This window comes from Xenorhabdus mauleonii (assembly GCF_900113945.1).
GTDB classification, from domain to species: Bacteria; Pseudomonadota; Gammaproteobacteria; order Enterobacterales; family Enterobacteriaceae; genus Xenorhabdus; species Xenorhabdus mauleonii.
On record NZ_FORG01000003.1, the window covers coordinates 138,371 to 161,868 of the forward strand.

The 23,498-nt window shown below is 42.8% G+C and carries 16 protein-coding genes and 1 pseudogene; 10 read left to right on the plus strand and 7 right to left on the minus strand.

The genetic code is table 11. From position 1 onward, the window contains the following. The first annotated feature begins 48 nt into the window (after nt 1-48). The 5 genes from BM100_RS03740 to BM100_RS03760 all read left to right on the plus strand — a co-directional run bounded on the left by BM100_RS03740 (nt 49) and on the right by BM100_RS03760 (nt 7,306). Complete coding sequence (locus tag BM100_RS03740; RefSeq protein WP_092508084.1) at nt 49-1,245, plus strand: saccharopine dehydrogenase C-terminal domain-containing protein; 1,197 nt, start codon at nt 49-51, stop codon at nt 1,243-1,245. Continuing rightward, complete coding sequence (locus tag BM100_RS03745) at nt 1,229-2,509, plus strand: SidA/IucD/PvdA family monooxygenase (RefSeq protein ID WP_092508086.1); 1,281 nt, start codon at nt 1,229-1,231, stop codon at nt 2,507-2,509. The genes BM100_RS03740 and BM100_RS03745 overlap by 17 nt, the downstream gene beginning before the upstream one ends. Nucleotides 2,510-2,587: 78 nt before the next feature. Beyond that, on the plus strand, nt 2,588-4,576 hold the full coding sequence (locus tag BM100_RS03750; protein ID WP_092508088.1) for a class I tRNA ligase family protein: 1,989 nt from the start codon (nt 2,588-2,590) through the stop codon (nt 4,574-4,576). 107 nt (nt 4,577-4,683) lie between these two features. After that, on the plus strand, nt 4,684-5,994 hold the full coding sequence (locus BM100_RS03755) for a KamA family radical SAM protein (protein ID WP_092508090.1): 1,311 nt from the start codon (nt 4,684-4,686) through the stop codon (nt 5,992-5,994). 64 nt (nt 5,995-6,058) lie between these two features. Continuing rightward, nucleotides 6,059-7,306, plus strand: a complete 1,248-nt coding sequence (locus BM100_RS03760; RefSeq protein WP_169924671.1) for an ATP-grasp domain-containing protein — start codon at nt 6,059-6,061, stop codon at nt 7,304-7,306. Between the two features lie 139 nt (nt 7,307-7,445). Here BM100_RS03760 and BM100_RS03765 read toward each other — a convergent pair whose 3' ends face one another. From BM100_RS03765 to BM100_RS03785, 4 genes are all read right to left on the minus strand, one after another. Next, nucleotides 7,446-7,943 carry a hypothetical protein gene (locus BM100_RS03765; RefSeq protein WP_092508094.1) on the minus strand — a complete coding sequence of 166 codons (498 nt, stop codon included), beginning with the start codon at nt 7,941-7,943 and terminating at the stop codon, nt 7,446-7,448. Between the two features lie 132 nt (nt 7,944-8,075). Continuing rightward, nucleotides 8,076-8,432 carry a DUF7079 family protein gene (locus tag BM100_RS03770; RefSeq protein WP_092508096.1) on the minus strand — a complete coding sequence of 119 codons (357 nt, stop codon included), beginning with the start codon at nt 8,430-8,432 and terminating at the stop codon, nt 8,076-8,078. Between the two features lie 377 nt (nt 8,433-8,809). Continuing rightward, on the minus strand, nt 8,810-9,607 hold the full coding sequence (locus BM100_RS03780) for a helix-turn-helix transcriptional regulator (RefSeq protein WP_092508100.1): 798 nt from the start codon (nt 9,605-9,607) through the stop codon (nt 8,810-8,812). A 269-nt stretch (nt 9,608-9,876) separates the two neighbouring features. After that, nucleotides 9,877-10,179 (minus strand): HTH domain-containing protein, encoded by a 303-nt coding sequence (locus BM100_RS03785; RefSeq protein ID WP_244590592.1) that lies wholly within the window; start codon nt 10,177-10,179, stop codon nt 9,877-9,879. Nucleotides 10,180-10,626: 447 nt separating this feature from the next. Between BM100_RS03785 and BM100_RS03790 the strand changes: the two genes are divergently transcribed. The 3 genes from BM100_RS03790 to BM100_RS03800 are packed head-to-tail and all read left to right on the plus strand — an operon-like array spanning nt 10,627 to nt 17,659. Beyond that, the gene (locus BM100_RS03790; RefSeq protein WP_092508102.1) at nt 10,627-13,218 is read left to right on the plus strand and encodes a type I restriction-modification system subunit M; all 2,592 of its coding nucleotides are present in this window, start codon (nt 10,627-10,629) and stop codon (nt 13,216-13,218) included. A gap of 1 nt (nt 13,219) precedes the next feature. Then, nucleotides 13,220-14,413: a restriction endonuclease subunit S gene (locus BM100_RS23390; RefSeq protein ID WP_211284489.1), complete on the plus strand. Its 1,194-nt coding sequence runs from the start codon at nt 13,220-13,222 to the stop codon at nt 14,411-14,413. Between the two features lie 9 nt (nt 14,414-14,422). Continuing rightward, nucleotides 14,423-17,659, plus strand: coding sequence for a type I restriction endonuclease subunit R (locus BM100_RS03800; RefSeq protein WP_092508104.1), 3,237 nt, complete (start codon nt 14,423-14,425; stop codon nt 17,657-17,659). A 383-nt stretch (nt 17,660-18,042) separates the two neighbouring features. Here BM100_RS03800 and BM100_RS03805 read toward each other — a convergent pair whose 3' ends face one another. From BM100_RS03805 to BM100_RS03815, 3 genes and pseudogenes are all read right to left on the minus strand, one after another. Beyond that, nucleotides 18,043-19,083, minus strand: coding sequence for a DUF4917 family protein (locus BM100_RS03805; protein ID WP_092508106.1), 1,041 nt, complete (start codon nt 19,081-19,083; stop codon nt 18,043-18,045). 296 nt (nt 19,084-19,379) lie between these two features. Next, nucleotides 19,380-19,535, minus strand: a pseudogene (locus BM100_RS24020) (Arm DNA-binding domain-containing protein); the annotation flags it as partial. Between the two features lie 483 nt (nt 19,536-20,018). Next, a complete protein-coding gene (locus BM100_RS03815) occupies nt 20,019-20,282 on the minus strand; it encodes a helix-turn-helix domain-containing protein (RefSeq protein ID WP_092508108.1) in 264 nt (87 codons plus the stop codon). Nucleotides 20,283-21,366: 1,084 nt separating this feature from the next. Between BM100_RS03815 and BM100_RS23790 the strand changes: the two genes are divergently transcribed. Together BM100_RS23790 and BM100_RS03820 are read left to right on the plus strand one after the other, a co-directional pair. Continuing rightward, complete coding sequence (locus BM100_RS23790; protein WP_255296583.1) at nt 21,367-21,498, plus strand: hypothetical protein; 132 nt, start codon at nt 21,367-21,369, stop codon at nt 21,496-21,498. Between the two features lie 180 nt (nt 21,499-21,678). Beyond that, nucleotides 21,679-23,466 (plus strand): type VI secretion system baseplate subunit TssF, encoded by a 1,788-nt coding sequence (locus BM100_RS03820; protein WP_092508110.1) that lies wholly within the window; start codon nt 21,679-21,681, stop codon nt 23,464-23,466. The last annotated feature ends 32 nt before the right edge of the window (nt 23,467-23,498 follow it).

The window sequence follows — 23,498 nt, forward strand, 5'->3', positions numbered from 1 at the left end:
GGGTTTAGGGGCTAGAGAGTAACACGAGACAACATAGGGGGACGCTTCATGACCATGTCAGGTCTGCATATCGTAGTGATTGGCGGTGGCAATATTGGCCAAGCGGTTGCTTGGCAATCGATTGAAAAAGGCGCAAAGGTGACTCTGTTCGATCGCGATCAAGATCGGCGTGAACTGATTAGAAAAGAGGGGCACTCCTTTATTCAAAATGGAACGCTGACGGTGCCGGACAGTGAATCTATTTTTGCAGAGTTGAATCGGCTGGCCGCTTTTCATTGTGTGATTCTGGCAACGTCATGGCAGGATGGTCGTCACCTGCTTAAGCAATTGGCAGAACAGTATAATGTGCCGATCCTCATGCTGGGGCGGCCTGATATTAATGATCCCCTTATCACCGAAATCGAACTGCAATCTACAAATAGTCCTATCTTGATGGGAACCGGGCTTGAGCCGGGTTTAATTGAGGGATTTGCAGCCAGTATGGTGTCGCAAGTGCCGAAAATTAACAGCTTAATCACCTACTGTGGAGGACTTCCGCAGCACCCCTCCGGAATTTTCGGCTATAAGCAGGTATTCGGGCGGCGCTTGCCTATCGATCCGCGAATATCGTTGTCGATTCGCGATGGCGCAGTGCTAAGTACGCCACGTTTCTCGCAGGTAGAACACGTATACTTCGAGCATATTGGCCTTCTGGAAGCTTTTGATGACGCGATGATGGCGACCACCGCTTCTATATTTTCACAACAGGTGGATCACTTTTCTCAGCGCACACTGCGCTGGCCGGGATTTGCGCGAGCGGCACAGGCTTGCACGCAACTTGGTTTGTTATCCGATGATTGCGTCACTATTAGCGAGGAAAAGCTGCCTATACGTGATATCGCAGAGAAGCTGTTGACGCGTACCGATACAAAGACCACGGTTGAAACGAAACTCGACAATGATTTTGTTCTTTGTCGCTGGGTAGTCGAAGATTCTGACGGGCAACATGGCAGCCTAACGTTGCACATCGCAGCGCCGGCAACTTCAACAGCAATGGCTTATACCACGGCAGCATTTGCAATTGCAGCGGCTGTAACCGTATTGTCCGAGCCACAGTCTGGACTCATTTACCCCCATCATCCAGTGATGCAAACCTGCGCATTAAATTTTTTACGCGGCCTGCGACATGGCAGTAACGCCATTATCGTTACGACTGGAATACTTGAAGAAATGCTGAAAGGGGAACTTGATGACAAGGGCTATTGATGTTTTATTTGTTGGCGCTGGCCCGGCTAATTTGTCTACGTTGAGCTATCTTGACGATATAGGAATTCTGTCAGGTAGCCACAAAATTATATTAGTTGAGCGAAGATCAAATAATGTCTGGCATCCGGGGCTTGCATTGCCAACCTCAACGTTACAAGTGTCTTTGCTAAAAGACTTAGCGTTCCTACGAGACCCGTCCAGCAAATATACCTTTTTCAATTACCTTAATGAAATCGGCGCATTGCATCAGTTTGTACATCTAAATACCTATTACCCATCACGAAATCTATTTTCAGATTACCTTGTTTGGGTTGGCGAGAAGCTAAAAGATTACATACTGTTTAATCATGAAGTACGCAGTGTAAGTAAAGTAACTGACGCTGCCAGCGGTAAAGTGCTGCTGGAAGTGGAGCTCTCTAATGGAAAGGGAGAGATCGAGAAAATCCTCACCAATCAATTAATCCTGTCACAAGGGCACGAGCCTTTTATTCCGCCAGAGCTAAGAATTGATAACGCTCCAATATGTCATTCGAATCATCTATTGCAATGTATTGATTTAAAAAATCTGAATTCAGAAAGCCACATTGGGGTTATTGGCCGCGGGCAAAGTGCGGGGGAAATAGTGCGCTTCCTGCTGGAAGAAACCGGGGCTGGCAAGGTTAGTGTTATTTCGCGCAACTTCACGTTTAAAGGAACAGACACTAATCCATTTGTGAATGATATATATACATTCCCACAGGCGAAGAATTTCTACCAGCTCAGTGATAATGCCCGTTTGGATGCATTGCAGGCGCTCAGGAATACTAATTTTTCTACAGTAACAGAAGATGTCTTATCTGCAATTTACAGACAAACGTTCAATGATCGCATCGCTAAAAAGCAACGATTATCTTTACTCCCCTATAAAGAAATAAGGCAAGCTGAGGTTGGTGATAAAGGCATAACCGTTGTGCTGAAAGATGTTTATAGGCACATGCCAGATCAAAGTGTTTCCCTCGATTATCTGATTTGCGCCACAGGTTTTGAAAACATCCGCCATACTGCTTTGCTTGCGCCGCTTGACCCTGTCGTTCAGGAGAATGAAGTTGTCGTCAATGAAGATTTCATGGTGAAACTAAAAGATAAAATAGATGCTTCAATTTTTGTCATGAATCATGCAATGGGGCAACACGGCCCTACCGAACATACGCTTGCTGGAATATCCGAACGCGGAAAGGTTGTTGGTGATGCCATCATAAAAAACATGTCGAATTTTTCAATGTGAAGCCGATAGCCAGAAAAAGCAGTTTCATAGCGTAACCGCTGATTACCGTGATTTAAGTCATTTGCTTGAGGTGAATTAATGAAACGTTCTGAAGTTTTTAATGTGATGAGCTCTCAAAACATGTCGGATGAAAAATGGGATGGCGATATATTTCGTATTAATCCCATACCGGAAGATTCAGCGGTTTCCATTCGGCTCATGAATATGAAGCCCGGTAGCAGTACCGAAAGGCATAATCATACTGAAGTTGAATTTTGGACGATAATCAGTGGCTCGGTACGGATTCATATGGATGGTTCGAGTTTTATATTGCAACGGGGCGACAGTATACGTGTGGAACCCTTGCAGCGTCATCGAATTGAAGCCTTAGAGCAAGGGGCTGTGATGCAAACGGTCTGGTGGCATAACCAAGAAATTTTTGACAATAATCTGATTGAGCGAAATCAAATTGATAAAGATCCACAAAAGCCGTTGCTGATTGTGCCTGCTATGTTGACACCCAATGGCGGTATGCATGTGGGGCATGCCGGTGGGCCGTTTATGTTTGCTGATGTTTTAGCCAGAATATCGAGAATGAATGGCAGGGAAACTTATTTGGTTCAGGGGACCCACGGCCACTTGGAGCACATACAGATTGCAGCGAATGCAGCCGGGGTTGACTATTATAGTCTGGCAGAAAAAAACACGGAGCGTCTAAAAAAATCGCTTAGATTACTGGGCGTTAATGAAGATATATTTCTGGAAACTCGCCCCTGTAAACGTGGTACGGAAATAGTGCATGAAGTGTTGTTTCGCCTAATGGATCAGGGGTTGATCGTCGAGCGGGTGCATAATGTCCCCTTTGATGTACGGACAGGGCAGTTTTGCGTTGATGCTTTTGTACATGGCGATTGCCCACACTGTGGTGGGGAATCATCAGGGACAGAATGTGAAGGATGCGGGGCATTAGTTCTGGATGCGGACTTAAAGAATCCGGTTAATCTGGCAGGCGAGCCCCTAACGCATAAGCCCCTGAAGCGATTATTCCTTCGTCTGGAGGGCATGAGGAAAGAAATCGAAGCTTTTATCTCCAATGAGTTGATGCCGACACAAGCGAAGCTTTATGTGGAGAGCTGGCTTTCTCAGGAATTGCCAGAGGTATGTCTGACTAATCCAAATTCGGCGGGGATCCCAGTCAATATTGCCGGGTTTGAGCACCTAAAATTTACTGTACCTATGGAGTATGTGCCCCGTCATCTGTTGGCAGTCGAGAAAATCGGTGAACTCAAGGGAATGCAGCTCCGCTGGAATGAAATCGCCAAGGAGGATTTTCCTGAGCTGGCTATTTTATTCGGTGTGGATAATTCATTTGGACGATTGTTGGTTATCCCTGCTGTATTGGCGGCCATTGGCCTACCGGGATTCGTCCCTCGTCATGTGCTGCCAAACCAGATGATGACCTTGAATGGCGAAAAATTCTCTACGTCACGCAATCATGCCATTTGGGTTGATCAATATGTTACGGCAGAAAATGCCGAGCCTTTGCGGTTCTACTTGTGTAAATTCAGGGCGAACAGAATAACCGTCGATTTCCGTGTAGAGGAATTTGAAGCTTTTAACGTCGAATTTTGGCATGGTCAACTGAAAGCTTGTGTGGCAATCGCGCAGGCGCTAATCGCCAAAGTGACCCAAAATGGCGAACTGCCGGGCCCCGGTCAATGGTCAGCCGATTGCGTTTCGTTTTTTAGCCACTGTACCTGGTTTGACGAGCAAATCCGCCAGTGTTATTCCCCAGTGATGCCAAATGTACGGTTGCTGATGCGAGGCATTATCTCTTTTATTGATGAGATGCAAACATTTATAGAAGATGCCAGCTTGATGCAGAAGCCACTCTTTGTGAATTCAGCGCTTAACAGAACGCGGGCAAGGTTGGTAGCAAAAGCGCTGATCAGCCTTTCTGTGGCACTTTATCCCATTACGCCAAACTTCTCCCGCAATCTTATTGCGCCGTTGGGGCTGGGTTATCCTGACTTTACTTTATTGGATGTTGACTGGATGAATCACGAGCTAAAAAATGTGCAGCATTAATTATATAAATACCATTGGATAATATTTTTATAAGTTATTTTTTCTGTGACTAACACAGCTGTGTTTGCGCACGTTTTTAACGGGTGACTGCAATTAGAGGTGTTAAGATGCTTAGCGAGATAAAATCATTTTCTCCTATGACAGCGAATAAATTTCGTGATACCAAATATTGGGCAAAGCTGCCGGAATCATATCGTAATACCTTCGATGTCACTTCGCTGGTATTACCTTTTCGCGTAAATGAATTTGTTCTTGATAATCTTATTGATTGGGATGCTGGCGTAAGTGACCCTTTATTTCAGTTGGTATTCCCCCAGCATGGGATGCTAACGGAATCACAATTCAAGCGTATCGATCAGGCGCGTAGTCGCGAGCGTACTGATTTAGTCTCGGAGATAAGACAGGTCCGCAATGAATTAAATCCCCATCCTTCTGGTCAAGCGTTAAATATTCCCGTTTTAGACGACATTAAATTAGGTGGAATACAGCATAAATACCGTGAGACAGTGCTGTTTTTCCCCAGTGCAGGGCAGTCCTGTCATGCATATTGCAGCTTTTGTTTTCGTTGGGCGCAATTTGTTGGCGAAAGCGAGGATCGCTTCCAATCACGCGATGTTGACCAGTTGGTGCAATATCTTCAGCACCACCCTGAAGTAACGGACGTATTGATTACGGGAGGCGATCCCATGATCATGCGTACTAAAGTGTTGGAACGTTATATTTTGCCGCTGTTGGAGAAAACAGGGATCAGCACGATTCGATTTGGCTCCAAGGCCTTGACCTATTGGCCTTATCGCTTCACCACTGATAATGATGCAGATGAGCTGCTGCTGCTCTTTGAAAAGATCGTGAAAAGCGGGCGGCACGTGGCTTTTATGGCGCATTTTAATCATCCGCGCGAACTTGAGCCAAAGGAAACCCAAAAGGCGATTGGCAGAATATTGGCAACCGGCGCAATTATCCGAACGCAAGCGCCTTTGCTGCGGCATATTAATGATAATGTTCAGAATTGGGTTGACCTATGGACCCGGCAGGTTCGATTGGGGTGTATTCCCTATTATATGTTTGTTGAAAGGGATACTGGGCCTAAACAGTATTTTGAAGTTCCCTTATCGAAGGGGTATGAGATATTCCAGGCCGCTTATTCCCAGATTTCAGGTTTAGCGCGTTCAGTGCGAGGGCCGATCATGTCAGCAACGAGCGGTAAAGTTATGGTTGATGGGATCCTTGAATTTGATGGGAAAAAATACTTTTCTCTACAGTATTTGCAAGCACGAGAGCCTCATTTATGTCGCCGCCCTTTCTTGGCGGCGTACGACAGCAACGCAGTATGGTTCGATCAACTCAAGCCAGTGACATTTCCTAATCCAGACCGGTTGCCGGTTTTTGATCAAGCTGTACGGAGCGCCGGAGTGTAAGTAGGTTTTCACTATACCTAGTGGGAAAGCATGTTGAGATATCCTACAAATGCAAGGAGTTAAAATGAGTAACCCAGTAATTATTTATGCCGGATTAAGACGTACTAACGGGGAACGTTTTGAAGTTCTGGCCGCAGCAAAGCGGCTAGGATTATCTGTTGTATTGATTGCCCGTGCGGTTCCTGAGATGGCCAAGCAACATGTAGCGGAATGGCACGTTTGTGATACTTCAAATTATGCAGAAGCATTGAAAGTTGTCGAGGATGTGGCATCCCGGCACAAGATAGTGGGAGCCGTCAGTTGGACGGATCTTGATCTGGGTTTTGTCGCCCGTATCAATGAAACCCTTAATCTTCCTGGCATGTCATCAGAAACAGTACAGACAGTCAGGAACAAATACCGTGCACGCCAAGCCGTTTCCTCTATCGCCGGCTTGTGTCCAAAATTCTGCCAAGTTTCTACATTGGATGAATTGAAGCTCGCGATGGAAACGGTGGGTTATCCGGCTGTGATTAAACCTACCGGCGGTAATGGATCTAAAGGGATATTTATCCTTCAGGATCATCGCGATCTCGATAACGTTATTGATAAATTGACCACATTGATTGCAACTAGCAAAGATCCTATTTTTGACGGCCATAAAAATGAATTTATCGTTGAACAGTTCATTGATGGTAATGAAGTTAGCGTAGAAGTGCTGGTTTATCAGAACAAGGTCGAAGTGGTTGGCATCACCGACAAACAGACCACAGAACCTTTCCATTTTGAGTTACAACATATTTTCCCGGCAACAGTCAGCCAAAGCGCAACGTTGGACGTACAAAGCAAAGTCGTTCAGATGGTGAAACTATTAGGATGTAACAACTGCACATTGCATATTGAAGGGAAAATAAAAGACGATAAATTCAGCCTTATTGAAATCAATGGGCGTCCTGGCGGCGATTATATTACCACTCACTTAATTCCGCGTAGCACGGGTATTGATCATGTCGCTAATATCCTCAAGGTAGCGACGGGGCAACAACCAGATTTAAGTTCCCCGAAGAGCATGTCGTATGCTGGGATTCGGTTTTTATTCACCGACCGGAAAGGTCAATATCAGGGTTTGGAAGGATATGATGATGTCGTCCTCGAAACCCCAGGATTAGACCATGTACTCACGGAGCTTCCTCTTGGCAGTCAGGTCGCATTACCGCCAGAAAGCTTTACCACTCAGCGTGTGGCTTCAGTGATGGCGCATGGCCCAAGCAGTGAGTATGTTGCTGAAACGCTCTTAACCGCAACGCAATCCTTGAAAATTCGGATTGAATAGCAAGACTTGATTTTATTCGCGCAGCCCAATGAGTTGTTGCTGCGTGAATAGTTTTTTTGACCTTGATATGACTTCCCTATGTTGCCTTAATAAAAATAGACGCCTTGAATAAGCAAAAACGCCTATTAAACCAAATCAATTAAATTGAATGCGCCTTATTTCCACTCGGCATTTCATGACTAGGATTAGTTTCAACATATTTAGCAAAAGCCAAATACTCTAAATTAGCGACGAATCCTTTCTTCTTTAATCTTTCTGGTAAGCTATCCATAGGATTTAAAGTAATGGCCTGAATACAGACAAATAGTTTTTTACCATCGCTCCATTGATGATTTGCCGTATCATACAAACCATAGCCTTCAGATATAAATTTTTCCCTAATTCTGTTGCCACCGCTATGCCCAGATTTACCGACCAAAGAGTTTTCTAATTGTTGCAGCCTTCCTTTTAACCCACTTTTAGCAACGGTCATGCCAATATAAGTAATGTCATCTTGCCAATTAAAATTCCGGCCTGAGTAATCATCATGAGTGATCATGATTGCATAAATACCCGGCATGCTGATATTTTCCTGAGCGTGACGATTTTCCCAGCTGTACCATTTACCATAACAAAGTGCGGCATAATCACTATGCATTGTATTTCCTTATTGTTCGTTCAAAAAACGCATCATTATTAAAAAATCATAAATTAGATTAACAATGTAATATTCTGATTAATACATTCAAAACATCATGCACTTAAGAAAACACAATATAAAAAGAAAAAATCAGCTTGTTATCATTGTCTTCAAATGCTGCCACTCTTTTTTAAAATACTTACGTAAAAAGCATCGTCTGATGTTTTCTTTTATCTTTCCTATCGTACTCACTGTTGTTTGTTTTCTTCTAACAGTTTGAATATCTGCCCAAAGCTGCTCACGATCGAAAAAAGTCCATACAGGAGGAATAGGAGTCAATCCGTTGAAATAACACACAGGCGCAACCCACTCGAAGAAGACCATTTCTACATGTTCAAGCGGGAAATTTTTTGCTACAGAAGCGATATAGTTATAGTCGATTTCATTATCAACAAAGACATAAGATAACGCCTCACACAAATCTATATCAGTTAGTGTATTGCTCAATGGGTAACGTCCTCTAGGTTCTTTGTCTGAGGGAGCTGCAATCTGAGACCAACAGTCGTGTCATTACAGGGATTAAACGATAGAATTTCCACATCATCAATTAACATATCGCTTACTTCTTTATGAACGGCAAGCCAATTAGGTATATTTATTGATTTATCAGATGGTTGAAGGTTATTGAGAGGAATTTCAGACATAAAAAAAGACGCTTCATTTTGCGTCTTGTTTTATGGGAAGGCCGGACTCGTACATATCACTCAACCTATTAATTCAAAACAATTAACAATAAACGTAATGATGTTATACCAACACATAATTTCATTGATTTTCGGCATCGAACCCGGACGAGCATGACTTGGCTAAGATGCCGAATCCTATTACGCATCATCTTCCTCGACAGACTCTAAAGCATCAAGCGCTATTCGGACCATCGCAATAGAACCAATACGGATGAAAGCATCCTCTCCATCTATGTCGGTTAACTGATATCGCTCTGTTGATTCCGGCTCTGATTCAAGAATGTCAAAAAATGCATTCAATTGACCAATATCATCAATTCCGTCGTCCTCAGAGTTCTCAGGCTCACAACACAGCTCAATAACAGGGCTACCATTCACCATAGTGATATGGACATCCCCATAGCTTTCCTCATGTGCATCGCTATCCTCCTCATCTGGAATAGGTGAAAAAGCATCGAACAGGAATTGGTGGAAAATTACTTCTCGGGCATTTAAGGCATAACGATGCTGCTCAGAATCGAAAACAAAAAAATGCTCATAACCTGGCGCTGGGTTTTCTTGAAAGTATGAGTAAAAACGACGCTTATCAGCCGGAGAAATAGGTAATAGTAAATAATCTTGCTGCCCTCGTAACCAGAGTTTCACCGTCCAAATACAACCATCCATTTCAATACCATTAGCAGCGATTTTTTCCAGTTCATCGTCACTACGGCTGCTCTGATTGCGCATTTTCTTCAGCAAGTTATCGCTATCCGGAAAAACAGCCGTCAATGGTTTCTTTAGAACACTGCTAATCGCTTGTGCCAACCCTAACTTAGCCGCAACTTTCCCTGTTTCGATGCGCTGGATCTGCTGTTGACTGGTACCCACCATACCTGCCAACTCACGCTGAGTGATTGACAGTTGGGTACGAAGTTCTTTGATTTTGTTTTGCAAGATGACATCCCTCCGACTTAGAAGTAATGGATGCCATTAAAACACATTAATGTGTAAAAAACACAAAAAAGAGTTAATAATCGGAAAGCAATACTCGTTAACGTAAAAAGCACTTCCTCATCGTTCTTATTTTGTATGCCAGAGATCTACGATGTAGATGGCAGTGCTGCGGAGTTCGTAATCTTTGAATAACACTTTTCGAATTCCCCCTCTGCTTATAAAAACATCACATCTCATTTTACTGGCAACTCCCCCGGAATTACTGGTAATCAGTCCATCAATCTGCGGTTTTGAGCCGGAATAATCCCCGACATCCCGGAATTACAGATAAACGCAAAGGTATTGAGTAAGTGCTCCCAGCCCGTTCGCCGGGTAAGTCGATAGCTGCCGCTGAAATGTTCAAGATCCAGGTGAATCAAGTGATTCTGAAAATCCCGCTGTAGCGTGCGTTCTGAAACGCCAAACTCATCAGCCAACGTTTTTAGCGCAAGGTATTCACCAGCCAGCAACCTGCTGATAATGAACGATAACCTGACAGACAGGTAGTTATAATGATCATGCTGTGTTTTCATGGTGAGAACAGTCCTATACTCCCAAAGTAACCTGATATTGATATGGGAGATTATGCAGTACTGGTACGACACGTTATGTCGTACCAATATGCAGTACTGGTACGACACGTTATGTCGTACCAAAAGGGAGGTGAGAAGAAAAAATGGTGAAGGATATTGATAATAATTAACAAATTGAAAAATAATTAATTCTTATCTAAACAAAAACTTCACCAAGAAAATAATTTAGTTCTGAAAACAGCTATACACCAATAAATACCAATGCCTTGGTTACATTTCTGCATAACCTGAAGCTAATCAGCCATGATGAGACTTGCTTGTTCTAGGCTATAAGCATTACCAACTCAGGCTTGAAAGCATTCCCTCTAGCAAGAAGCTCTTATCAAACGTACAATCAAAACCTAAAATAGCCTTTTTCAAGAAAGAATTGCCTAAATAGGATTTATAGTGAATAAACAGCAGCTTGCGGCGAAAATCTGGGAATCCGCTAACCAGATGCGTTCTAAAATTGAAGCCAACGAATACAAAGATTACATACTCGGCTTTATCTTCTACAAGTACCTAAGCGACCAGCTAGTGCTGTTTGTCACCAAACAAGGTATGACGCCCGAAGACATCAAAACCCTCAATGAAGAAGACGCTGACATCGTTGAATACGTGCAAAGCAACTTGGGTTACTTTATTGCCTACGATAATCTGTTTTCTACATGGGTTGATCCAACATCCGAATTTGATGAATCCAACGTGCGCGATGCACTCTCGGCCTTTAGCCGCTTGATTTCGCCCACTTACAAAAAACTGTTTGAAGGCATTTTTACTACTCTGGAAACAGGTTTAAGCAAACTGGGTGAAAGTGCAGGCAAACGCACCAAAGCCATCAGCGACTTACTACACCTGATCAAAAGCATCCCGATGAATGGCAATCAAGGGTATGACGTACTGGGCTACATTTACGAATACCTGATTGAAAAATTTGCCGCCAATGCGGGTAAAAAAGCCGGTGAATTTTACACGCCTCATGAAGTTTCGGTACTCATGTCGAACATCATCGCCCACGAGTTAAAACACAAAGATACCATCAAAATTTACGACCCCACTTCCGGCTCTGGTTCGTTGCTGATCAATATCGGTGAAGCGGTCGAGAAATACGCTAAAAACAGAGACAGCATCACCTATTACGCCCAAGAGTTAAAAGCCAATACCTACAACCTAACCCGTATGAACCTCATCATGCGCGGTATTAAAGCCAGCAACATTAAAACCCGTAATGGCGACACCCTGGAAGAGGATTGGCCGTATTTTGATGACAGCGATCCTCAAGGCTCATACTACGCCTTACATGTCGATGCCGTGGTGTCCAACCCGCCTTACTCACAAAACTGGGACCCCAGCTTTAAAGATAGCGATCCACGCTATTCACGGTTTGGCCTGGCACCTAAAACCAAAGCGGATTTTGCTTTTTTACTGCACGACCTCTATCACCTAAAGCCCGATGGCATTATGGCTATCGTGCTACCTCATGGTGTCTTGTTCCGTGGTGGTGAAGAAGGTGAAATTCGCAAGCAACTGATTGAACAGAATCATATTGATGCCATTATTGGTTTACCGGCCAATATCTTTTTTGGCACCGGCATTCCTACGGTGATTTTGATACTCAAGCAAAAACGCCAAAACACCGATGTATTGGTGGTCGATGCCTCCAAACACTTTATGAAAGAAGGCAAAAACAACAAACTGCAAGCCAGTGATATCAAGCGCATTACTGATGCGGTGATTAACCGAGAGAGTATCGACAAGTTCTCGCAACTGGTGAGCAAAGAAACCCTGCGCGACAATGGTTACAATCTCAACATACCACGCTATGTGGATTCTTCAGCAGCGGCAGAAAGCTGGGATTTACACGCCACCATGCTCGGCGGTATTCCCAATAGCGAAATTGCCCTGTTAGACAACTTTTGGCAAGCCTTCCCGCAATTGCGCAGTGCTTTGTTTACCCCAAAATCAGCCGCTTACAGTGAGCTGGCTATTAATAAACAAGACGTCAATGCCAACATTAGCGGACATCCGCAAGTGTTAGAATTTATAAGCACCTATAAGCAAGCCTTTAATGGTTTTGATGACCACCTAAATGCCCAGTTAATACAAAACTGGGAAAGTGTAAAACGTAACCAACAAGAATCGGTATTAAGTGCCGAGCTATTTTCTCGCTTAGCCCCCATTGCCTTAATCGACAAATACCAGGCTTATCAATATCTAAACAGCCAATGGCAACTCATCAGCACCGATTTAGAAATGATGCAAACCGAAGGCTTTGCCGCCACCAAACAAGTTGACCCCAATATTGTTATAAAGAAAAAAAACGGCCAGGACACCGAAGTACAAGAAGGTTGGAAAGGCCACATACTGCCCTTTGATTTAGTGCAGAAAACTTACTTAAGTGATGACTTAAAAGCCCTGGCAGATAAAGAAACCCACCTGACGGAAATCGCCAGCACGCTGGAAGAAATTTTAGAATCTCTGACCGAAGAAGAAAAAGAACAAGATACGGTCAAAGAAAACAAAGACGGCTTTGCCAATGCCGAATTAAGCAAGGCCGCCAAAGCCTTCTTGAAAGAACAAAAAGACAGCAACGTTAAATTCGCAGAAGAAAGCTATGAAGCCAAAATCATTCGCGCAAGCAAATTAATTGATGAAGAAAAAAACCTGAAAAAAATGGTCAAAGATGCGGCCGCTGCCCTGCACTCAGAAACCAAAAAAACCATCGAAGCATTAACCGATGAACAAGTGAACAACCTGCTGCACCTTAAATGGATTGCACCATTAAGCACCGAACTCGTAGCTATGCCAAACGCAGTGATTAGCCAGCTAACCCGCCAAGTGCAAGCCCTTGCTGATAAATATGCCGTCACCTATTCGCAAGTCTCCCATGCGATAAAAACCACCAAGCAAGAACTGGCGGAAATGATGGGTGAGCTCACTGGCAATGAGTTTGATATGCAGGGCTTAGCTGAGCTTACCAGCTTATTGAAGGGGGAATAAGATGAGTATGGATAAAAAGGTGCCTGAGATTCGGTATAAGGGATTTAATGATCAGTGGCAAGAGAGAGAATTTTCACACTTCGCTACAAGAGTATCAACACATCATCAAAGTACATGTCTAGCTTGTGTTGAATACGAAGATATAGTCGCAGGGAAAGGCATATTCAATAAGGACATCCAGCAGAAAAAAAACTTTAAAACTGGCTTAAAATTTGAAGCTGGAGATGTTGTATTTGGAAAATTGCGACCCTATCTGAAAAACTGGTTTCTAGCTGACTTTGAAGGACTCGCAGTTGGAGATTTTTGGGTGTTACGTGCCAACAATGTTGCAAGTACGTTTTTGTTTTCTTTAATTCAAACCAATAGATTTGAATTTATTTCAAACCTTTCAGCGGGCTCTAAAATGCCTCGTTCTGATTGGGGACTTGTATCCACCTCTTGTTTTTTTGTTCCTAAGAATATTTCTGAAAGCAATGAAATAGGCAACTACTTTCAAAAACTTGACGCGCTTATCAACCAACATCAACAAAAGCATGACAAACTCTGCAAGTTTAAAAAATCCATGCTGGAAAAAATGTTCCCTAAACAAGGCAAAACCATGCCAGAAATTCGTTTTAAAGGGTTCAGTGGGGAATGGGAGGAGAAGGAATTAGGTGAATTAGCTGAAATTGTTCGTGGTGCAAGCCCTCGCCCGATAGAAGATCCTAAATGGTTCGACAATCAATCAAGTGTTGGTTGGTTACGCATTAGAGATGTGACCGAGCAAGATGGCAGGATCCACTATTTGGAACAAAGAATTTCAAAACTTGGCCAAGAAAAGACTCGTGTATTGCATGAGAAACACCTGCTGTTAAGCATAGCAGCTAGTGTTGGTAAACCTGTAGTTAACTATGTTCAAACTGGGGTTCACGATGGTTTCTTAATATTCAAAAAACCGCTTTTTGAACTTGAGTTTATGTATCAATGGTTAAAATCCTTTGAAGCAAAGTGGCAACAATTTGGCCAACCAGGAAGCCAGATTAACCTAAACTCCGATATTGTAAAAAGCCAGACTGTAACTATTCCTACAAAAGAAGAACAAATCGCTATCGGCAACTACTTTAAAAAGCTTGATGACCTAATCAACCGACACCAACAACAAATAACCAAGCTCAATAACATCAAGCAAGCCTGCTTGAGCAAAATGTTTGTATAGGGAGTGCACATGATCACCTTCAAAAACGAAGCGCAATTTGAGCAGGCCTTTATTGAGGTACTCACCAACAAAGGTTGGGAGCCGGAAATACTCAAAAACAAAACTGAAGCGGATTTGCTACAAAATTGGGCATCCATTTTGTTTGAAAATAATCGCCAGCGGGATCGCTTAAACGATGTCCCGCTTACCGCGACTGAAATGCAGCAAATTATTGAGCAAATCAAAGAACTTAAAACACCGCTCAAGCTCAACGGCTTAATTAATGGCAAAACTGTGGCCATTAAGCGCGATAACCCAGCCGATACTTTGCATATGGGCAAAGAAGTCAGCTTAAAAATATACGATCGTCAGGAAATTGCTGCAGGTCAAAGCCGTTACCAAATTGTACAGCAGCCTAAATTTGAACGCGGAAGCCCTTTGCGTAACGACAGACGAGGTGATGTGTTGTTACTGATTAACGGTATGCCGGTGATCCATGTAGAGTTAAAGCGCAGTGGCATTCCAGTTAGCCAAGCGGTGAACCAAATTGAAAAATACAGTAAAGAGAGCGTATTTAGCGGCCTATTTTCGCTTATCCAGGTATTTGTGGCCATGGAACCAAACGAGGCTAAATACTTTGCCAATCCTGGGCTAGATGGCAAATTTAACCCAGACTATCAATTTAACTGGGCCGATTTTAATAACGAACCCATGAACCATTGGAAAGACATCGCCTCTACCTTACTTTCTATCCCCATGGCGCACCAGTTGATTGGCTTTTATACCGTTGCCGACGATACAGACGGCGTGCTTAAAGTGATGCGCAGTTATCAGTATTACGCCGCTAATGCGATATCTGACAAAGTGGCCAAAACCAACTGGCAGCAATTGGGCAGCGCCGCCAATAACCCCGATCGCCTTGGTGGTTATGTGTGGCATACCACGGGTTCGGGTAAAACCATGACCAGTTTTAAATCGGCACAGTTGATTGCACAATCGAAAGATGCCGATAAAGTGATTTTTTTAATGGACAGGATTGAGCTGGGTACTCAGTCGCTCGCGGAATATCGCAATTTTGCTGGTGATGGCGAAGACGTACAAGCCACCGAAAATACTCATGTACTCATTACCAAATTAAAAAGCAGTACACCTGCCGATACGTTAATTGTTAGCTCCATTCAAAAAATGAGTAATATTTTTGAAGAAGCTGATGATGAGGGAACAGCAACAAATTCAGCTGACATAGAAAAAATCCGAGCTAAGCGCCTGGTATTTATTATTGATGAAGCACATCGCTCGACGATGAGTGGAGGCAAAGAAAATAAGCTAGGCATGTTGGTAAGCATTAAAAAAACATTCCCTAAGGCACTCTTTTTTGGCTTTACCGGTACACCAATTCATGATGAAAATAAAATCAATCGCAATACTACCGCTGATGTTTTTGGTAACGAGTTGCATCGCTATAGCATAGCAGATGGTATACGTGATGGTAACGTTTTGGGTTTTGATCCTTACAAAGTGCCTACTTTTAGAGATAGTGACTTAAGAAAAGAAGTTGCATTAGAACAAGCCAAGGCTGATTCGGTTGCTGATGCGATGGCGGATCCAGCCAAAAAGAAAAAGTTTAATCACTTTATAAAAGATGTACCTATGGCAGGCTACAAAGATGCCACGGGTAAATATCACAAAGGAATTGAAGACTATGTACCTAAAAGCCAATATTTAACGGCTACCCACCAGGAAAAAGTCGTCAGTGACATCTTAGATAAATGGGATGTACTCAGCCAAGACAATAAATTCCACGCCATTTTGGCCACTGACAGCATTGCCGAAGCCATTGACTATTACCGCCGTTTAAAAGCCGCCAAACCTGAACTGAAAGTATCGGCTCTATTTGACTCGAATATTGATAACGACGGTAGTGGTGACCGAGGCCCCACCTTTAAAGGCGATGGCCTAAATGAAATTATGGCCGACTATAATACGCGTTACGGCCAAGATTTTGATTTTGCCCGCCATGCGGCCTTTAAAAAAGATTTAGCGGCACGACTTGCCCATAAAAAGCCCTACGAACGCATTCATACCGAGCCTTCAAAGCAATTAGATTTACTGATTGTGGTGGCTCAAATGCTCACTGGCTTTGACTCTAAATGGCTTAATACCTTGTATTTAGATAAGGTGATTAAATATCAAAATATTATTCAAGCGTTCTCACGCACCAATCGCTTGTTTGGCCCCGACAAACCCCACGGCATCATCCGTTATTACCGCTATCCACACACCATGGAGCAGCACATTAACGATGCGGTAAAACTCTATTCCGGCGACAGACCTATCGGCTTATTTGTTGATAGGTTGGAAAGCAATCTTGAAGCCATGAATGAATTAGTGGCAGATATTACCGAGCTGTTTGTCAGCGCCGGTGTCGAGAATTTTGAAAAACTGCCAGACGATATAGAAGTCTGTGCCCAATTTGCCAAATTATTTAACACCTTTAGCCAGCACCTAGAAGCAGCTAAAGTACAAGGTTTGCATTGGGAACAGTCGGTCTATTCATTTACTGAAAATGATGATGGACATAAGGTAACGCTGGCTATAGACGAACAAACCTACTTGAGCCTAGTCCTGCGTTACAAAGAGTTAGTAGCCAAAGGTGATGGCGATAGCGCAGGTGGCGGCGATGTGCCGTTTGATATCAGTGGTTATTTAACTGAAATAGATACCGGCAAAATCGATGCCGACTACATGAACAGCCGCTTTGATAAATATTTAAAAGAGCTGAACAAACACCAAGACTTTACGAGCATTGAAACTACATTAAATGAGTTGCACAAGTCATTTGCCTCGCTCACCCAAAGCGAGCAAAAGTACGCCAAGCTCTTCTTACACGACTTGCAGCGCGGCGATGCACAGTTAATTGAAGGCTATACTTTCAGAGACTACATCAACACCTACAAAGATAATGCAGAAAACGTGCAATTAAACGCCGTTGTTAATGCTCTTGGTTTAGATAAAGAACGGCTCAAAGCATTAATGGCTGATAGTGTTAATGAGAAAAACCTCAACGATTTTGGTCGCTTCGATGCACTAAAAGAAACAGTAGATAAAGCAAAAGCCAAGGTCTATTTTGAAAAACAAGACGGCGTAACTATACCTCCATTTAAGCTCAATATTCGCATTGATCAGTTTTTAAAGCAGTTTATTTTTACACAACCGGATGAACTCTTAAGTGATGTTGTTAACATACCAGATGGAACATTGGAATAATCATGAACAAGAACTCAAATTCATGTTGGTTTGTCCGTTCATTCTATGGCAATTCCACTTTATCCCTCATTTTTCAAAAGGTTCTTAATGTATTACCAAAAAATTTGTAATTCACCCAAGGCAAGTTAATCGTAGGAGCATAAGTCCATTCGCTTTCGCTATCTCAATGATACTGTACAGCAAGATACTGGCTGACATCAGTACTGTTTAGATTATTGGGTCAGTAAGATAAAACGATATCCTAAACGGGTACTCAGAGGTACCCGTTTAAAAGATTAATCAAGTGTATGTTCACAATTAACACGTTAATAACGATCAAATGCCACACACTCCTTTCCCTCATAAAAATTGAATTTCCCAATAACGCCACTACAGTATGTCAATTAGTTACCCCAAACATTAACTGTTTTTGCATCGAAAATCTTAACTTTTGCGTGAAATTTTGATTGTATTGAATGTATATGTTCCGCATCCTTATCAGAATAAACTCCAATATAAACACTCCATAATTTTGGCGGAGTTTTATTTTGAGCATGGGTAGCTTTATTGATTGCTTCAATGATATGCTCATCATACTCACCAAAGTTAAAACCGAAAGTAATCAAAGAACCATCTAATGATGATAATTTATCAAAACAATAAGACAGATATCTATTGTGCCTAATATGGCTAAGTTTCTCATCGCCATTACCGGCCGTTACAAATATTGGATAACTCCCTCTGTCGAGTCTTTTTTTAATTTTCTCTATTAGAAAATTACTCTGATCATATTGTTCTTTTTCAATATCAACCCCAGAGTCAAAAATATGTAAAGCACCATGTAAATAATGAATGTTCTGGTTATCTATATTGGGTCCCCAAACAAGATCAGAATATTCAGGTGTTTTACCACGAAGAACTTCATCAAGATTTTCTATCTCTCGGCCAAATCCATCAATAGCATTTTCAACATGCTGTCGCATAAGGGTCCAGTACAACAACATGTCATAGTTAGTAGAGAATATATGCCCACCGCTTTTAATAAATAAATTCAAAAATTCAGCGCAAGCAATTATCTTTTTTTCTGGTATCTTATATACATGTTCTGGGTGAAGTTGATGTATTGAGCTTAGCAATCCCTCTTTCAATTTTTTACTTGCTAAGATAATTTTTTCCTGTAATTTATTATCCGAACCAAAAGCCTCTAACAAGGCTAATGTTGTATCTAATTGCTGCATTACCAGTTCAAAATTTTTTGTTTTTATGACATCAAACAGTTTGTTTATTAATGAATCATCTCTTGATGTCAAAAAATTATAGAGCGCATTATATGAAAATATCTTATTATCATAAGCCATACTAAAACCATTTCCCATAAGTAGAGAATATGGCCTAGAATTTTTATGTAGATGAGTAATTACTTCATCAAAATTCATCATTTCCATTTAACTCTTCATTCTTGAAAAATATCCATATCTGGATGTTTTCGTTATGGTTCATAACGCAAGACTAAAGAAGTAGTTAGAGAATAGCTGTAAACTGCATCACAATTATAGAGGTAATGACACTTTCAAATATTGATATAAGTCTGATAACACTAAATAATCAAATATTCACAAATGCGCAATTAAAATACCGAGATAGATCATCAAAACTATTTCAACATTTTTAAACTATTTTTAGCAAAATCACACGGACTCGCTACCTTTTCCCGATTCGCATCTAGATAATCCTCCCACCACGACAGCATATTCTCTTTACCGCCAGAGTGATAACATAGCATCAATATTTCGAGCCGTTAGGGGTGAACCAGCAACACCATGCCTTCACCATCAGTAAGCTTATAATTTTTTGCTTCAGGCTTAACTGTACGAACTTTTACATCACTCAAAACCATGATGCATTCCCTTTCAAGGGTTCTGTATGACACAAACATTATCAAATCAGAATATACCGGCACTTGTGCCCACATTAGAAAATTGATGTAGATAGAATCAAATTGGCTTAAATTGAATAAAAAAGTGAGGAAAAAACTTGCAGGTACTGAATTTCAGACATAAAAAAAGACGCTTCATTTTGCGTCTTGTTTTATGGTGCGAAGGCCGGACTCGCAAACTACAATAACAATATGAATTTAAACAATTTTAAAATCGTTAAATCCTTTAATGCCCCTTTTAATGCCCCCAGATAACTTTATCCCTCTAACTTGTTCATCTATTTGATATGGAAGAATTTTATACATTATTTTATAAATTACCGCGTCGTGAAATAAAAAAGCCATAAGACTCCAATATGGTTAAATTACAAACACCATTTCAGTCACAGGCTTTATATAAAAATTTATTCTTTTCACGAAGTAGATCACAAATTGGGGAGAAGGTTATTTCTGTGGTTTATCGCGAACCTTACGTTCAATTAGTTGGCCATTAATATCAAAATAACGGCTAGGCCAGATTTCTGAAGGATGAATGCCTAGAAAATTCGCGATTATCCATTCGCCTTTCGGCCACGGACGGCTGAATGCATTTGCCAGTGTAGAAGAACTCAGTCCCGCTTCACGAGAGACTGCCGCTAAGGTAGTACCACGTTTACGTAATGCGGCGATAATGTCGGCCTGATGCCAGTCTTTTTTAATTTCAATCATTCCTGCTACCCCTTTCCATTAATGAATATTGATGGTGGCGATTCAAGCAGGGTTAGCAGACTGGCACTCATACCAGCGAGACTTACGTCTCCCCTGCCTGAACCGCCATTGAAAGGGCGATAACAGGCACACTGGCAAAATTTCTGCCAGTGTCTATGAGTGACAAGGCTGCTAAACCTTGACCATTAGATTTTGCTAATGGCGGGAATACTTTAACGGATTGTTTTATCTAACTCAATAACCGAAAGGCTAAGTTGAACGGCTATAAACTCGCTTAGCACACTATTTGTGTACTTTAAATTCAGTTGATTCCAGCCCGACCAAACTGAGAGTTAAACTCTTTTGTCGGTCAAGGCACAGCGAATCCTGTCCTCTGTTATCACACAAACTCAGAGGAGAATACGGACGCCTATCAATCTTTGTTGTTTATTCTCGTTCGTGATCGCTTTGCTATCCGTATTTCCCCTGTGTTTTCAGACTCATTTTACTTATTTCGAAACATTCCCTGCGTGTCGGTAAGGTTCACCATTCCGTGGTGCGTCAGATAATGTGTAGCAAGGCGAGGGTTGTGTTGAGTTTTTGCAGGAGTTCGCTACGTGCTCAGCACGGCGATGAAATACTCCCCGTTCAGTGCCTGATTAGTTCAGGATGAACGCCTCATTAATCGTGACGTGGTGTGATTTCTCCTTTTTTTACTGCATCGGCCTGTTGCAAGGCAGTGAGTGAAAAATAAACGGAATAGGTCGATGGAGGTGAAAAAGTGCTCATAGAAGCGCTGTCATCTAGTAATACAAGATTCAAATGAGTCGTAAAGGCAGGCCAGACGTGCTTTGGACGTTGGCCGCTTAGCGGCGTCACTTGGTAATCGCGCAGCTCATACGCAAGTGACGCCGCACAGTGTTCGGGACGTTATCGTGAGTTAATCAAAGTGTGGATTAAGATCGTGCAGGGGTAAATTGTGATGGTAAACGTGGCAGGGGACTGCTCTGCGTGAATGATAAGCCGGTGAATCCAGAAACCGGATAACTTTCATCGCCAGACGATGGGTTATTGTCCAACGATATCTGCTTCCAAAAGTGCGCAGATGTACCGCAATACTTGCTCTCCCTTTCAGGCTACGGGAGATTTATTTCGCCACCCGAAGGCGATCCTGACAGGCGATGGATCGTTATTGTCAGCAAAGATGTTATCGGTTGAAGTGAAAGGGGTCAAATGATTACTGCGATTGTTTTTTAAGATTTTTCTTGAATCGTAAAAACATTGAAATCCATCAATTAAATTAACGGATAATTGCGTATCATAGCCAAATTTAGTCCAATTGTTTTTTATTCATAAATATTTCAAATGAAATGCCGATAGATTATTCACTTGGACATCTGCGCAAAAAAGGAGAGACATGAAAAACCATAAAGAATCTCTATACCTGCAAGAGCTGGCTTGGTTGCGCGAAAAAATGAAGTTGACCGCAGTGGAAAGCCCCCATCTGGCCGAATTTCTGGAGCATCCCAATGATCCGGATATCATGCGGATTATGGAGGGTTTTGCCCTGCTGTCTTCCGGTGTGCGCAGTAAAATTGATGATACCTGCCCCGAAGTGTCCCATGAAACACTCGCCCGTATCTGGCCGCATACCCTGCGTCCCGTGCCTCCAACCACGATTATGCAGTTCACGCCCCATCAGGGCGTGCATCAGGGGGCAGCCCATATTCCCGAAAATACGCCTATAACGGCCGCTGAGGGAGAACAGAATCTACAGTTTCATACCTGCTATGATTTGCCTATCGAGCCATTTGTGGTGTTGGATAAACAGATCCAAAAAACCCGCGAATACAGCGATATTGTGTTGACGCTACAGCAAACGGGAAATGCCCAGCCAGTCTGGTCTGGCGGGAAACTGCATTTCTTTTTGGGTTCCGACCCAAACCGCGCCGCCCAGTTAAGTTTATGGCTGGATATGCAGATTGAGGAGGTCTATCTGCAGACAACGGAAAGCGAAATCAGGCTCAGAAGCAGTGATTTTCTGGGCTGGAGTGAAAACTTCCGACACACCTTGTTGCCCACCGAAGACCTGCCTTTTGCCCGTCTGCAACAAATGACAGAATATTACTGTCTGCCTCATGTGTTCAGTTTCATGACGCTGGATATCAGGGAACCCCGCGAGTTGCAGTTAAATCCGAATAATACTTGTGAGCTGATTATCCGCCTGAACGGGGAATTGCCGCTGGATTCGCTGGGGGATGCATTTCAACTTGGTTGTGTGCCGGCGGTTCATCTGGAGCCGATGGTCAGCCAACCTATTTCACTGGTGTCGGATCAGGCTCACTATCCGCTGGCGCTGGTAGACACCATCCGGCTTTTCCGTGCAGAAAGTATTCAGGCAGCAAAGCAACCCGGTGAAAAAGCCGCACAGGGCAGCGCACCGCGTGGCAAACCCTGCTGTTTCCTGCCGATTGACCAATTTCAATCCAAAAGTGACTGGCTGCTGAATGAAGGGGAACCTGATAACGTCTACTTTCAGTCATGGGTCACAGACGATTTATTGGGACGTCTGCATAACCAGATCCGCTTTATTGGTATGGATGGCGCGGCGGCGAACAATTTGTCACCCCAGACGGTGTGCGCCCATGTTTCTGGCTACCATATTCAGGCCATGCAATTGGGTGTCGGTGAAATTACGCACACACAGGCATCAGTGCCAGCGTATTTACATGCCCGTAATATCACGGCGGTATCGCCTGATTTTCCTCCCATGGTGATGGGCAAATCAGACTGGCCATTGATCGATTTTTTAAACTGTCCACCTTTTTTGCTGTTCAATACTGAGTCGCTGAAAGGATTTTTGCGTCTGTATGATTGTTATGCGGATCATGATCGCATGCTGAGCCGCCGGATGCAGCAGCATATTAACGGCATTGTGCGAATTGACGCCCGGTCAGATGCACGTATTGACAACACGAAAGAGGGGCAGGGGCGTTCCATTAATGGCCACTATCTGCATATCACCCTTGATCCAGACTGTTATGACAATGACGGCATTATGTACCAGTTCTGCCGGGTGATCGACGAACTGCTGACGTGTTTCATTGTGCAGAATAATTTCATCCTGCTCACCATTTACCGACAGGGTGAACAACAGGCGTTATGGACATTCCGACAGCGTACCGGGCGGCGCAGTGAAATGTAATACGTTGATATGTTGATAAAAACAAGGAGATG